The organism is Acidovorax sp. LjRoot66 (assembly GCF_964253305.1).
In the GTDB taxonomy this organism is placed as follows: Bacteria; Pseudomonadota; Gammaproteobacteria; order Burkholderiales; family Burkholderiaceae_C; genus Acidovorax.
Window position 1 is genome coordinate 2,038,285 of record NZ_CAXUQU020000001.1, and the last position, 13,263, is coordinate 2,051,547.

Annotated in this window: 9 protein-coding genes; 1 reads left to right on the forward strand and 8 read right to left on the reverse strand. The window is 66.4% G+C overall.

Features of this window, described 5'->3' with window-relative positions:
- Positions 1–48 precede the first annotated feature (48 nt).
- The 8 genes from ACSQ3Y_RS09505 to ACSQ3Y_RS09540 all read right to left on the reverse strand — a co-directional run bounded on the left by ACSQ3Y_RS09505 (position 49) and on the right by ACSQ3Y_RS09540 (position 11,680).
- Positions 49–1,548 carry an FAD-binding oxidoreductase gene (locus tag ACSQ3Y_RS09505; RefSeq protein WP_057266080.1) on the reverse strand — a complete coding sequence of 500 codons (1,500 nt, stop codon included), beginning with the start codon at positions 1,546–1,548 and terminating at the stop codon, positions 49–51.
- A gap of 104 nt (positions 1,549–1,652) precedes the next feature.
- The gene (locus ACSQ3Y_RS09510) at positions 1,653–3,446 is read right to left on the reverse strand and encodes a diguanylate cyclase domain-containing protein (protein WP_436177097.1); all 1,794 of its coding nucleotides are present in this window, start codon (positions 3,444–3,446) and stop codon (positions 1,653–1,655) included.
- 2 nt (positions 3,447–3,448) lie between these two features.
- Positions 3,449–5,230, reverse strand: a complete 1,782-nt coding sequence (locus ACSQ3Y_RS09515; protein ID WP_436177098.1) for a diguanylate cyclase domain-containing protein — start codon at positions 5,228–5,230, stop codon at positions 3,449–3,451.
- A 257-nt stretch (positions 5,231–5,487) separates the two neighbouring features.
- Complete coding sequence (locus ACSQ3Y_RS09520; protein ID WP_057201373.1) at positions 5,488–7,290, reverse strand: diguanylate cyclase; 1,803 nt, start codon at positions 7,288–7,290, stop codon at positions 5,488–5,490.
- A 20-nt stretch (positions 7,291–7,310) separates the two neighbouring features.
- The gene (locus tag ACSQ3Y_RS09525; protein WP_436177099.1) at positions 7,311–8,759 is read right to left on the reverse strand and encodes an oxygenase MpaB family protein; all 1,449 of its coding nucleotides are present in this window, start codon (positions 8,757–8,759) and stop codon (positions 7,311–7,313) included.
- Entirely contained in the window at positions 8,756–9,580 is an 825-nt protein-coding gene (locus tag ACSQ3Y_RS09530) for a carotenoid biosynthesis protein (protein WP_305745261.1), read from the reverse strand. The genes ACSQ3Y_RS09525 and ACSQ3Y_RS09530 overlap by 4 nt, the downstream gene beginning before the upstream one ends.
- Positions 9,581–9,824: 244 nt before the next feature.
- Complete coding sequence (locus ACSQ3Y_RS09535; RefSeq protein ID WP_057201194.1) at positions 9,825–10,643, reverse strand: alpha/beta fold hydrolase; 819 nt, start codon at positions 10,641–10,643, stop codon at positions 9,825–9,827.
- Between the two features lie 209 nt (positions 10,644–10,852).
- On the reverse strand, positions 10,853–11,680 hold the full coding sequence (locus tag ACSQ3Y_RS09540) for a proteasome-type protease (RefSeq protein ID WP_057201192.1): 828 nt from the start codon (positions 11,678–11,680) through the stop codon (positions 10,853–10,855).
- A gap of 319 nt (positions 11,681–11,999) precedes the next feature.
- Here ACSQ3Y_RS09540 and ACSQ3Y_RS09545 point away from each other — a divergent pair, with 319 nt between their 5' ends.
- The gene (locus ACSQ3Y_RS09545) at positions 12,000–13,202 is read left to right on the forward strand and encodes an alpha/beta hydrolase family protein (protein WP_436177100.1); all 1,203 of its coding nucleotides are present in this window, start codon (positions 12,000–12,002) and stop codon (positions 13,200–13,202) included.
- The last annotated feature ends 61 nt before the right edge of the window (positions 13,203–13,263 follow it).

Sequence of the window (13,263 nt, forward strand, 5' to 3'; positions counted from 1 at the left end):
GCCCGCCCTTGCAGGGGGCAGATGCCCGCTGTAAGGGCATCCCGGGCGTTATTCAGCGGGCAGGCGAATGCTCTGCTGGTATTTGAAGAAGTTGGTCGGGTCGTACTGCTTCTTGGCCTGCTGCAAGGTGGGGTAGGCCGGGCCGAAATAGGCGTCTTCGAAATCCTGCAGGCTGGCATCGGGGTAGTTCTGGTACACGTGCCCGTTCAGGAAGGGCTGCACCAGCTTCATGAAGCCGGCCAGCCAGGCCTCCGTCTGCGCACGCTCAGTGGGGTTGCGCCAGAACACGTCCACCACCAGATCGGCATCCACGCGGCGGTGGATGAAGGCGCTGGCCTCGATGGGATAGCGGTTGATGGCGCCGCCATAGGGCTCCAGGTAGGCCAGCGACCACTGGTTGGGCGAGGTCAGGAAGTAGTCGATGATGGACTGCCAGTCCGCCGGCGTGAGCGGGCGGCTGATGTAGCCCGAAGCCTTGCTTTCGGCAATGCCATCGGGCAGGTTATCGGGCAGCGAATAGGGGTGGTCTTCGAGCCAGACGTTCATGTCCGGGTAGGTGCCGGTCTTGTCCACCAGCAGCTGCGCGCTGGGGATGGCCATGAGCGGGGCAATCGCCTGCAGACCGGCCTCGCGCGTGCCGCAGAACATGCCCTGCACCATGGCCACCGGTTTGCCGCCGTAGTAGCCCAGGTTCATCATGTAGCCGAGCGCATCGGGTGCGCCGCTTTGCATGTAGCGCTGCTGCATCATGGTCAGCACGCTGGCGGCCTGGGACATGTCCCAGCCGATGGACCAGGCCCACACCGTGTCCAGCGGAACCATGCTGTAGGTGACCTGCAGCAGCACGCCGAAGTTGCCGCCCGTGCCTCCGCGCATGGACCAGTACAGCAGCGGGTTTTCACTTTCGCTGGCCGTCACGATGCTGCCGTCGGCCAGCGCCACGCGCAGCGACTCCACCAGGTCGCTCTGGATGCCGTAGCGCCGCGAGGTGTAGCCGTAGCCCCCACCCTGCACGAAGCCGCCCACGCAGACGCTGCCGCAGGCGCCGGTGGGCACGTGCCAGCCGGTGTGGTTCATGGCCCCGTTGAAGTGGTCGAAGTCGGTGCCTGGCCGCACGTACACGCGCTGGTTCGGCGGGTCCAGCACCACGCCCTGGATATCGCTCAGGTCGATCACCATGCCATTGTTGACCGAGTAACCGGCCGTGCTGTGCCCGCCGCAGCGCACGGCCACCGGCACCTTGTACCTGCGCGCCACGGCCAGGCATTCGAGCACGTCGTTCTCGACCGCGCAGTAGACGATGATCTGGGGAAACGACTGGAAGGCGGGGTTGGACTCCTGGCGGTCCTTGTCGTAGCTAGGGCTCGATGGCAGCACCACCCGGCCCACGAGCATGTGCTCCAGATGGGCCAGCGATTCCAGTGCGATCGCGGTTTCGGAGGTCTCGCCGGTGACCCCCGCCGCATCGGCTGCCGAGGCGGCAAGGGCATGGAATTGCGCTACACGCGCAGCTTTGGCAATGCGGGCGGGACTTTTGCGATGGGCCATGGCACAGGATCCGTTGGGAAGTTGCGAGGACTCCTGTGTAACGGAACCCACACCGTTTGACCAGCAATGGATTCCCCAGGTAGCACCTGTCCCCGTGCGGCCGCCTATGCGGATGAAAGGGCCAGGTCGCCGGTGTTGCGCCGCAGGCAGAACTTGCCGCTCTGCTTGCCGCTGTACATGGCCGCGTCCGCGAGCTTGAGCAGGCCTGCGGCGTCGCTGCTGTCGTCGGGGGCGATGGCATAGCCGACGGTCAGGCCCACGTGGACCTGGATGCTCCCGAGCGAGAAGGGCAGGCGAAAGGCGTCGAGCAGCTTGAGCCCCAGTTCGTGTGCCTGCTGGGTGCTGGACATGTGGCCGGCCATCACCACGAATTCGTCGCCGCCCAGGCGCGCCACCACGTCGCTTTGCCGCACATGGCCCTGCAGTCGGCGGGTGACGGCCACCAGCAGTTCGTCGCCGATATCGTGGCCATGCTGGTCGTTCACGGGCTTGAAGCCATCGAGGTCCATCATGTAGACGGCCAGCAAGTCGCTCTTGCTGCAGCGGGGCAGGGCGGCGGCCAGGGCCATGTTCAGCCCCCGGCGGTTGGGCAGGCCGGTGAGCGGGTCGGTGTGGGCCAGCGAGTGCATGGCATCGCGCTCGCGGTTGGCATGCAGGGCCTCCAACTGCAGGGCGTGCGTGCGCAGGCCCAGCACGCGCATGAACAGCAGCATGTCGATGGTGGCGCCGAACTGGAAGGAGTGCAGCGTCCAGAAATTGACCGGCACCCAGCCGTTGATGACGCCGATCATGACGGCCGTGGTCACGAAATAGATCAGCCAGGCCGCCAGCAGGCTGGTGCCCACCCCGTCGCCTGCGATGGCCTTGCGCACCGCGCCCGGGATGCCCATGAGCGCGGGCACCAGGCCCAGGATGCTCACGATGGCGGCGATGGCGCGCGTGCTCAGCACGTCCAGGCTGTAGGCCAGGCCCAGCAGCACGCACAGCGCGGCGCCGCAGCGCATGGCGCGCAGGAAGCGGCTATTGGGCCGGTCCCCGGCCAGTGCCTGGCTGATGAACAGGAAGGAGCCACAGGTCGCCAGCAGGGCCGACAGCCCCGCCGCATGCTCGGTAAACCACAGGCTGTTGCTCCACAGGTACTGCCGGCCGATGCCGAACAGGTGCAGCGAGAACATCAGGCTGCCGGTGATCAGCAGCGCGTAGAAGATGAACAGCGGCTCGCGCAGGCTGGTCCATTGGGCCAGGCTGTAGATCAGCAGGCACAGCGCCAGGCCCGTGAGCACGCCCTGCAGCATCTGCTCGTCCACCGCCGTGGCGAGCATGGCCGACGATTTGTTGAGCGTGATCGGCAGGATCATGGCCGCCCGTGTTTCCACGCGCATCAGCAGTTCGTACTGCTGGCCGGGCAGAAATTCGAGCGCCACCGCATGCGAGCGGCTTTGCAGGGGGCGCTCCGAATACGGCTGCAGGCTGCCCAGCACGACGTGCTTGGTCACATGGCCGGCGCTGAGCACGTAGACGTCGATGCGGTTGAGGTCCGGGTGGTTGACGTCCAGTGTCCAGCGCCCGTCGGAAGTGAGGTGCACCAGCAGCGGGGCGCGCAGCCAGATGGCGTCCGAGCGCACGCCCAGCGTGGCGCCCTTGGATGGGGGCACCACGAAATCACCCGCACGCGCCAGCACTTCTTCCAGTCCCAGCTTGAGCGTGGGGTCCGAGAGCATTCGGACTGCAGGCCACAGCTCCACGGACGCCTTGCTGTCGTGCAGCACCAGGGGCTCTGCCGAATGGGCCTTGCCGGCGCCCGCCAGCAGGCCCAGCAGCAAGCATGCCGCGACCAGCCAGAACCTGCGCAATGCAGGCAGCGGGTGGGTTGTGCGGTGGCGTAAGACGGCTTGCATGGTCAGGATGCGAGTGCCATGGGCCCGTCACCGCGCAGCAGGCAGTGCTTGCCGGTCTGCTTGCCCTTGTACATGGCGGCATCGGCCTTGCTGATGAGCTCGCGCACGTCCTTCCCGTCGAAGGGGGCCAGCACGTAGCCGATGGTCAGGCCCACGCCCACGCGCAGGTTGCGCAGCGTGAACGGCTCCCTGAAGGCCTGCAGCAGGCCCTCGCCGATCTCCCGCGCCTGCTCGGGCCGGGTGAGCTCGGTGGCCAGGATGATGAATTCATCGCCACCGGGGCGCGCCACCATGTCAGTCTGGCGCCGCATGTTGTTCTGCAGCCGCTGGCCTACCGCCACCAGCAGGTCGTCGCCCACATCATGGCCATGCGTGTCGTTGACGGGCTTGAAGCCGTCCAGGTCCAGCAGGAACACCGCCACCATGCGCTGGGGTGTGCACTGTTCCAGCGCCGATTTCAGCGCGATCTGCATGCCACGGCGGTTGGGCAGGCCCGTGAGCGGATCGGTGTGGGCCAGCGAGCGCATGGCATCGCGCTCGCGCAGCGCCTCGAGCGTGGCCTTGCGCAATGCCTCCGAGCGCAGCCCCAGCACGCGCAGGAAGAGCAGCATGTCCACCGTGGCACCGAACTGGAAGGCATGCAGGGTCCAGAAGTTTGCGGGCACCAGGCCTTGGCTCAGCGCACCGATAGTGCCGGCACCGACGGCATACACGGTCCAGGCCACTAGCAGCGTACCGCCCACAGGGTCGCCGCGGCGCGTCTGGCGCAGTGCAGCAGGAATGCTCAGCACCGTGGGCAGCAGGCCGAACAGGGTCATATAGACGTTCGCCGCCCGCACACTCAGCAGGTCGAGGAGGAAGGCCAGGCACACAAGGGTTGTGATCACGGCGCAGCCCTGCATGGTGCGCGCATACCGGCCTTGCGGTGCGTCGCTCGCCAGCGCATGGCCCAGGAAGAGGAAAGAGCCCGCCAGCGCCAGCAACCCCGCGATGATGGCCGAGTGCCCCTCCATCCAGGCATTGCCAGGCCACAGGAACTGCACGCCGATGCCGAAGAACTGCAGGGAGAACGTCGCGCTGCCGAAAACCACCAGCGCGTAGTAGGCGAACAGGCGGTCACGCTGCCCTACCCACTGCAGCAGGCTGTACAGCAGCAGCCAGAAGGCGAGTCCGTTGAGCAGGCCTTGCAGCATCTGCTCGCGCAGTGCCAATTTCAGCCGGTGGGGCATTTCGCTGACCGTGATGGGAAGAGTCATGGGCCCCAGGGTGCGCACGCGGATCAGGACGTCGTAGCGCTGCCCCGGCTGCAAGTCGAGTGCCATGGCCGGAGTCCGGCTGGCGCCGGCTTCCTTGCCAGGCGCGCGTTGGTAGCCCTGCAAGGAGTGCTGTAGCACTTCGCCGTCCCGGGCCAGGTAAAAGTCCACCTCCAGCAGGGAGCTGTAATCGATGTTGACGATCCACTGGTTAGAGAAGGTGGCGGGCGTGACCAGGGGGAAATGCAGCCACATGGCCTCCTGTCGCAGGCCCAGCGCGCCGCCGCGGCGGGCCGGCTCATCGAACCGGTCGATCCTCCCCAGCATGTCGTGGACCGTGAGCTCACGCGAGGCATCGGCTTGCACTGTGATCACCTTCCAGGCGTCCAGGCTCTGGGTGTCGGGGCCGAGTACGAGCGGGGTGGCCGCGTGCACGGGCAGTGTCGGGAGCATGAGCAGACACAGCGCGGCCACGCAGGCCATCGCAGCGCGGCGGGCCATCGAACGCATGAACCAGTGCAGCACACTCATTGATGGTTCGCAGTGGTGGTCAGATGCCCAGGGTCTGCCTTCCACCATTGGGGTGGCGCTGGCAGCCGGTGCCAGGCATCGGCAATGCAAAGGGACGAGGCGCTGGACATGGTGGTCAGGGGGCAGGGCGCAAGCTCGGTGGCGGCAGGCCTGTAGGGCCGTTTGGTAGGCGATGGTTGCCCAGTATGCCTTCGGAAGGCGGGATGCGTGCACAACGCGTGCCGAGCAGGGGGGCGGGGCTTGGCTGGCGCATGGGGTCAGGCCGGCAGCGCTACGCTGGCTTCGTTGCGGACGAGGCAGTGCTTGCCGCTTTGCTTGCCCTTGTACATGGCGGCGTCGGCCAGGCGGATCAGCTCCCGGGGCTCGGCGGCGTCGATGGGGGCCAGGGCATAGCCGATGGTCAGGCCCACGTGCATCTGCAGGTGGCTCATCACGAAAGGTTCCCGGAAGGAGTGCAGCAGTGCGTTGCCCAGGTCCTCGGCCTGCTCGGGGCGGACCAAGTCAGCCGCCATGATGATGAATTCGTCGCCGCCCAGGCGCGCGACAACGTCCGTCTTGCGCCTCACATGGTCCTGCAGCCGGTGGCCCACGGCCACCAGCAGATCGTCGCCGACATCATGGCCGTGCATGTCGTTGATGGGCTTGAAGCCATCGAGGTCCAGCAGATACACCGCCACCAGCCGGTTGGGGGCGCACAGGGAGATGGCCGAGTTCAAGGCCAGTTGCAGGCCGCGCCGATTGGGCAGACCGGTGAGCGCGTCGGTGTAAGCCAGGGCGCGCATGGCATCGCGCTCGCGCAACGCATCGTCGGTGGCTTGGCGCAGGGCCTCCGAGCGCAGTGCCAGCACACGCAGAAAGAGCAGCATGTCCACTGTGGCGCCGATCTGGAAGGAGTGCAGGGTCCAGAACGACAGTCGGGCCCAGCCTTGAACCAGGCCCACCATCACAGCCGCCGCAACGAAGTAGGCGATCCAGGCGGCCAGCAGCGTGGCGCTCACGGTGTCTCCCTGGCGCACCCTCTTCAGGGCCAGCGGCAGGCTGATGAGCGAGGGTAGCGGGCCGAAGATGCTCAGGAAGGCCGTGGCCTGCCGGGTGTCGATCAGGTCGGCGAGGAAAGCGATGCCCACTAGGCCGCACAGTGCGCCGCCCCCCTGCATGATCCGCAGGAAACGGCTTTGCGGATTGTCCCCCGCCAGGGCGTAGCCCATGAACAGGAAAGAGGCCCCCAGGGCTAAAAGCCCCGCAGCGCTGGCGGCGTGGACCTCCATCCATTGGTTGTCGCTCCACAGGAACTGGCTGCCGATGCCGAAGAACTGGAGCGAAAAGCCTGCGCTGCCGATGACCAGCAGGGCGTAGAAAAGGAACAGCTTCTCGCGCTGGCTGGCCCACTGGGTCAGGCTGTAGACCATCAGGCACAGGGCCAGGCCGGCCAGCAGGCCCTGCAACATCTGCTCGCGCAGGGCCAGCGGCAGCAGCACCGGCGCCTTGCTGATGGACATGGGCAGGATCATGGCGCCACCGGTGCGCACCCGCACCAGCAGCCCATACGGCTGGCCCGGCTGAAGGTCCAGCATCATCGAGTGCGTGCGCCCGCGCAGCGGCCGTTCGGAGAAGGGGCGCAGGTTGCCCAGCAAGGCCTTCTGCACCACCGCACCGCCCTGCGTCAGGTAGAAGTCCACCTCGTTCAGCACGGGGTAGTCGATGTTCACGATCCAGGGATGGCCCGGTGCCTGCGCCACCGCCAGGGGAACATGCAGCCACACCGCATCCTGGCGCACGCCCAGCGTGCCGGCGGCCCCCCGGGGCGCTTCGAACTCCGGCAGGCGCGCCAGCACCTCCTGCGCCGTGAGCTGCCGGGTGGGGTCCACGAGCAGGGTCATGTGTGGCCACAGCTCGCTGCTGGGGATGCCCTCCTGCAGCACCAGTGCAGGGGCCGCAGCCTGGGCGCTCAACGCAAGCGGGGCCAGCAGCAGCAAGGCCAGCCATGCCAGCACCAGGCGGCACCACCGCGCGCCAGCGGCCCGCCACCCGCGTGGACGCGGTTGCCGGGGGGCGGGCATGGTGGGGCCGCAGCGGTTCACTATGCCGCGTCCTCGGCGGTGTTGGAGAGGTTCACGCTCCAGCTGCCGTGCTTGGTGAAACGGTCCTCGATGCGGTTGATCCACTTGGGCGCATTGGGGTCGTCGCTCCAGTTGTGCACCACACCGTCCACCTGGTTGAGCAGCTCGCTGGGCAATTGCAACGGCCGGGTCTGGCTCATCAGCACGCGGCTCATGAAGTGGTAGCCCAGGATGCGCGTGAGCGTGCGCACGATGGAAAAGCGCGGCAACACCAGGCGCAGCACCCAGTCGATAACCCGGGCCACCAGCAGCACGCCCCAGAACAGCAATGCCGACGACCAGGGAACGCTCTGCGTGAGCCCCAGGTCGCCCGCCGTGGCGCGCCCGCACAGAAAGCGGGTCATCAGCTGCGGAAAGGGCTTGGCGATGTCCCAGGGGATGGAGTTGGCCATGGTGGCCATGAGTGCCTGGCCCAGGCCTGGGCGGGGATCGGGCGTCACCGGCTCGGCGCGGCCGCGGGCCTGCATGCGGGCCATCAGCTCCTTGCCCTGGTCCATGGTCTCGACCATCAGCCCGCGCTCGATGCCCAGGATGTGGCCGACCACGTTCCAGGCGTGCAGGTAGGCCTCCTCGTCGTTTGGCGGCAGGCCGATGCCCAGGCGGCGCATGCTGCGCAGGAACACATAGCCGAAGGTGAGCAGCGTGTAGGCCAGCTCTTCCTGGTTGCAGGGCAGGCCGTCGTGGGCCAGGTCCCAGCCGCGCGCGAACAGCGCCTGGTACATCGTGGGCTTGGTCGGCAGGCCCGGTAGTTGGCCAAGCGTGCCTGCGCCGACGATGTTCACCTGCGCCAGCAGGTCCTTCACGGCCGTCTGCGGTGCACCGCGCATGATCAGATTGCGGATGGTGGCGTGGATCAGGCGCACCTTGAGGATCTGCGCCACGCCTGCGCCGTCGTCGCTGGTCAGGCCGCCATGCATCATCACCGGGAAGATCATGGCGGCGGTGGAGCGGATGCGGTACTCGGTGTGCTGCTCCAGCTGGCCGGCGGTGTGCAGCACGCTGGAGAGATCGGGAATCACATAGCACTCGGGCAGGCTGGCGCAGAACAGCAGGATGCACGACAGCGCGCCGTGGTCGAAGAACAGCTTCTCTGCGCGCTTGATCTTCTCCTTGTCCGCCCAGTCGGGCAGCGCCTGGCCGGCGGCGAGGTAACCCTGCAGGGCGGCGGCTATCGCCTCGTTCGTGCCTGCGGGGGCCTGCCAGCCGTCAATGCTGGCGTTGGTGGTCCAGGTGACAAACAATTCGTTGACGGCGCTGATACGTACCCACTGGGTTGCATTTTTGTCGGGGATGCCCGGTGGCCAGGGGCCCAGGATGTCGTCGATGGTGCCATCGGCCAGCGGGTCCGCATGCCGCTGCATGGAGGCCAGGGCCGCATCCGAGATGGCGGGCGTGCTGTGGTCGTTCATCGTGCGGCTTTCAACTGGTTGCGCCAGCGCTGCAGGCCACCCAGGGCGCACAGCAGCGGTATGCCCATGGCAAACGGAGCGATGGATTTGATCTCTACCGGGTGGCCCAGGAAGACCTGGAACACGATGCCGGCGCTGTAGATGCCCAGAGGCACGGTGGCGTGGCGCGGCAGGAAGTTGACCGAGCCCGCCTTGAGCGGCATCTTGCGCGTGGAAAAGCGGAAGGCGCACAGAATGCAGAAGCTCACGAAGACCCAGCCGAAGAAGCCCTGCACGGTCTCGCCGAACCAGGCGCCGTCGGTCTTGGTCATGATCCAGGCCTTGAGCACGTACACCAGGTAGGGGTCGGCACCCAGATCGAAGGCCGTGACGATCATGGCCGCCAGGAATGACAGGAACAGCGCATTGCCAACCCCGGGCGCGCCGTCCACCGGTGCCTGCCAGACGATGAGGTTGCTGATCACATAGCCCGCATAGGTCAGCGCGAACCACATCATCGGGATGACCACAGGCACGCCTACGAAGCGCAGGCCCAGCACGTCGGTGTAGGTGTAGCTGCCGAAGAACCAGCCATGGGTGCTGCCCATCTGCTCGGCAAACCAGCCCAGGGAGACGGAAATCACCAGAAAGTGCAGCGCAGCCGCAGCGCCCAGCAAACGGGCGGCACTGGCCCAGGTGGCGGCGAACATCAGCACCGAGGCGATGGCGATGGCCAGGGTGACGCCTTTACCGGGCCCTATCGAGGTGTAGATCAGGTAGGCGGATACCAGCGCGAAGATCAGCACCGGCAGACGGACGGTCAGTGAATTGGAAGCAGGCATGAAACGTGTACACGCTGTTACAAAACCCCAGTGTAGGGGATTGTTGCGACAGATCCCCCGCTTTTTTGTCCTGAGAATCCGCCAACAGCGCGCTTTCCCCCTCTATTTTTCGGTTCACCATTGTGGCGTCAATTGCGCGCACCCGTGAATAGACAGGAAGGATTAGGAACGCACCCCATTCAGGGGACGCTCCATGTGCAAAAAGGTCCCGGCTCCCGGCTGTGCAGGAGGCCGGTACAGCGGCTTAGCCGTGTGCGACCACGGCGGCCAGATTCAGCAGCGAGGCCTCGATGGCGGCGGCTGTGGCCAGGGGTTGTTCCATGGGAAAGAGGTGGCTGCCGTCAAGCATCATGGTGCGGCCTTCGGTGACGCGCAGCGTCATGGCCATGCCCACCTGCTTCATTTCTTCGGAATCGCGCCCGCCGATGAACGCGGCGGGGCACTGCAGAGGGTGCCTGCTCAGCAAGCGGCCCAGGTTGTGGGGCAGGGTGTTGTAGATGGCGGTCTCCACCGCGCGGTCGAAACCCAGCACGCGCTTGCCGTCCTGGTCGGCCAGGCCGTGGGTGATGTAGTCCTGCAGCACCTCGGGGTGCCAGCGCGCAAAGGCCTTCTTGCGGCGAAAGTGCTCCAGCGCTTCGTCGCTGCTGGCCCAGGAAAAGCGCCGCTGGCGGCTGACCTTGCCGGGCGAGATGGAGCCCACCACCTGGGTGCGCTTGGCCACGTCCAGCGCATTGGCGCGCCAGCCACCGATCAGCGGCGAGTCGATCAGCAGCACGCCCCGCACCAGGTGCGGGTGGCGCGCCGCCGCCATCACGCTCAGGAATCCGCCCAGCGAATGCCCCACCAAAAAGACCGGCTCCCCCAGGCGCTCCACCTGCTGGCCCGCAAAATCCGCCAGGTGCTGCACCAGGTGCGGCCAGTTGTTGGAGACCGGGTACTCGGGCTCATGTCCGTACCGCTCCACCGCGCTGATGTCGAAGCCGCGCTGGCGCAGGAGCTTGAAGAGAAGGCGGTAGGTGCCCGCAGGGAAACTGTTGGCGTGCGAGAAGACGATAGGGAGCATAGAGGGGGGAACGGGAGGGGGGGCACGGCGGCAGGCGCGCCCGGCACGCAGAAGGTGGGAATGGATCCGACGTGCCCGAGCAGGTTGCGAAAACGCGTTCGATCTAGGCGCAAAGCACAGCCATAGCTCGGGCTATGGCGCGCATTTGCAACGACGAGCGGGCGTGTTTTCGCAGCATGAGCGGGTATGGCGGATTCGTTCTCACCTTCTCAGATGAGCTTGTCCAAGTGGTTGGTGATCTTCTTGAGCGCCTTGCTGCGCGACGGGTTCACCATGATGGGCACGGTCGTGTCGCCACCGCCCCAGGCCGGGTCCTCGATGCTGTCGAACACCTCACGCAGCTTCTGCCCCCAGTTGTCGTGCAGCATGCGGAAATAGGGGTTGTGCTCGTCGATGCAGATGATCTTGTCGGTGGCGAAGCGGTCCACCTCGTACACCACCAGATCGAGCGGCAGGCCCACCGAAAGGTTGGACTTGAGCGTGCTGTCCATGGACACCAGGGCGCATTTGGCGGCCTCGTCCAGCGGGGTTTCGGGTGTGAGCACGCGGTCCAGCACGGGCTTGCCGTATTTGGACTCGCCGACCTGGAAGTAGGGCGTCTCGGACGTGGCCTCGATGAAGTTGCCGGCCGAATACACCTGGAACAGGCGCATGCCCTCGCCCTTGATCTGGCCGCCGAAGACCATGGACACGTTGAAGTCCACACCCGAGCGCTTGAGCGCTGCGCCATCGCGCTCGTGCACATGGCGCACGGCGGCACCCAGCACGCGCGCGGCGTCGAACATGCTCTTGGCGTTCCAGATGGTGATGGGTTCTTCCTCGTCGCGGTCGATGATCTGCTCGGTCTGCAGGATTTCACGCACCGATTGCGAGATGGACAGGTTGCCCGCGGACAGCAGCACCATGAAGCGGTCGCCCGCCTTCTCGTACAGCATCATCTTGCGAAACGAGCTGATCTGGTCCAGGCCCGCATTGGTGCGGGAATCGGACAGGAAAACCAGCCCGGCATTGAGTTTGATGGCGACGCAATACGTCATGGAGGCTTAGGTCGGCAAAAAGGAAGGCATTGTGGGGCGCCAATCGACGGAGCGAGGGGCTTGGCTAGGCTCTTAGGCCCTGCAGTGTGCACCAGCCTGGGCATCGGCGCTGCCGGGGCGTTTCAAAAACAATAGCTAAAGTGCCAGGCGGCGCAGTGGCAACCCCCGATTTTATGGCCAATCCGCCGCGAAGCACTTCCCCCAGGCGACGCCATTGCCCGCAGGACACAAAATCTGACATCCCCACGGCGTGTTGGCTGACGTGAATTCGCGCCGCCATGCTTACCATCATTCACAACTCATACCTGAAGGCGGTACCTTGTTCCATTTTCCTACCCTTGCAAGGCCTGCGCTCCTGCCGCGCAGTATTCTGGTGGCTGCGGCCATTGCGCTGACCGCCTGCGGTGGCGGTGACAACAAAAGCGATGGTGACGTCACGGTGCCGCCGCCGATCGCTGCGGCAGGCGACCTCAAATCGGCTGCGCTGTTGAACACCATCACCCCGGCCCAGATCACCGAGGCGCTCGCCAAGGACGCCTCCAAGGTGCAGGGCATCGTGCCGCGCTACTCCGTCACCTCCTACCGGCTGGAGTACCTGACCTCCGATGCCCAGGGCCGTGAGGTGCGCGCATCGGGCCTGGTCAGCGTGCCCGTCAAGGCGCTGGGCGCCAAAAGCCCGGTGCTGGGCTACCAGCACGGCACCATCTTCACGAGCGCGGAAGCCCCCAGCAACAACGCGGTGGGGTCCGAGGTCGCGGTGGTGATGGCTTCCCTGGGCTACATCGTCGTGGCGCCGGACTATGTGGGCTATGGTGTTTCCAAGGGCGTGGCGCATCCTTACCTGCTCTCGGGCCCCACGGCGGCCGCCACGCTGGACATGCTGACGGCTGCGCGCACCTGGCGCGGCCAGGGCAATGCCGCCGACAACGGCCAGCTCTTCCTCACCGGCTACTCCGAAGGCGGCTACGCCACCATGGCGGCCCACCGCACCTTGCAGGCCGGCACCGCGCCCGAGCGCCAGGCGCTGCGCATGGTGGTGGTGGGGGCCGGGCCCTACAACGTGCAGGCCACGCTCGACGGGCTGGTGAACGTGGTGCGTGATCGCGAGCCTGTGCTCGGCGCGCTGATCAACCCCGGCTTTTTGCGTTACCTGGGCGGCAGCGTGCAGCGCGAGGTGCGCCGTGCCCTGCTGAAAGCCCTGCTGCCCGATGAGGCCGATGTGACCTTCGACAACCAGTTCATCGACAACTTCCTGGCCGACGACGTGCAGGCCGTGGCGCGCGTGAGCAGCGTGCACGACTGGAAGCCGCAGGTGCCCGTGCGCCTGTACCACGGCCGCGACGACATCACCGTGCCCTATGGCAGCTCGGTCACCACGCTGCAGGCCATGCGCGCCCAGGGCACGGGCGACCTCGTGACCCTGACCGACTGCACCGCCGTGCCTTCGAGCCACATCGGCTGCGTGCCGCCGTTCATCAACTTCATGCTGGGCCAGCTGGCGCCTCTGGCACAGGATCTTTGATCCCCCCACGGGTGCCGCCTCGGGGCGGGGCGGCACCCGTACTGCCAGCGATAGCGCGCGG

What these genes read in the sequence shown, in the direction of transcription:
- ACSQ3Y_RS09505 (WP_057266080.1), bottom strand. Translation starts at nt 1,548, where the DNA reads ATGGCCCATCGCAAAAGTCCCGCCCGCATTGCCAAAGCTGCGCGTGTA.
- ACSQ3Y_RS09510 (WP_436177097.1), bottom strand. Translation starts at nt 3,446, where the DNA reads ATGCAAGCCGTCTTACGCCACCGCACAACCCACCCGCTGCCTGCATTG.
- ACSQ3Y_RS09515 (WP_436177098.1), bottom strand. Translation starts at nt 5,230, where the DNA reads ATGAGTGTGCTGCACTGGTTCATGCGTTCGATGGCCCGCCGCGCTGCG.
- ACSQ3Y_RS09520 (WP_057201373.1), bottom strand. Translation starts at nt 7,290, where the DNA reads ATGCCCGCCCCCCGGCAACCGCGTCCACGCGGGTGGCGGGCCGCTGGC.
- ACSQ3Y_RS09525 (WP_436177099.1), bottom strand. Translation starts at nt 8,759, where the DNA reads ATGAACGACCACAGCACGCCCGCCATCTCGGATGCGGCCCTGGCCTCC.
- ACSQ3Y_RS09530 (WP_305745261.1), bottom strand. Translation starts at nt 9,580, where the DNA reads ATGCCTGCTTCCAATTCACTGACCGTCCGTCTGCCGGTGCTGATCTTC.
- ACSQ3Y_RS09535 (WP_057201194.1), bottom strand. Translation starts at nt 10,643, where the DNA reads ATGCTCCCTATCGTCTTCTCGCACGCCAACAGTTTCCCTGCGGGCACC.
- ACSQ3Y_RS09540 (WP_057201192.1), bottom strand. Translation starts at nt 11,680, where the DNA reads ATGACGTATTGCGTCGCCATCAAACTCAATGCCGGGCTGGTTTTCCTG.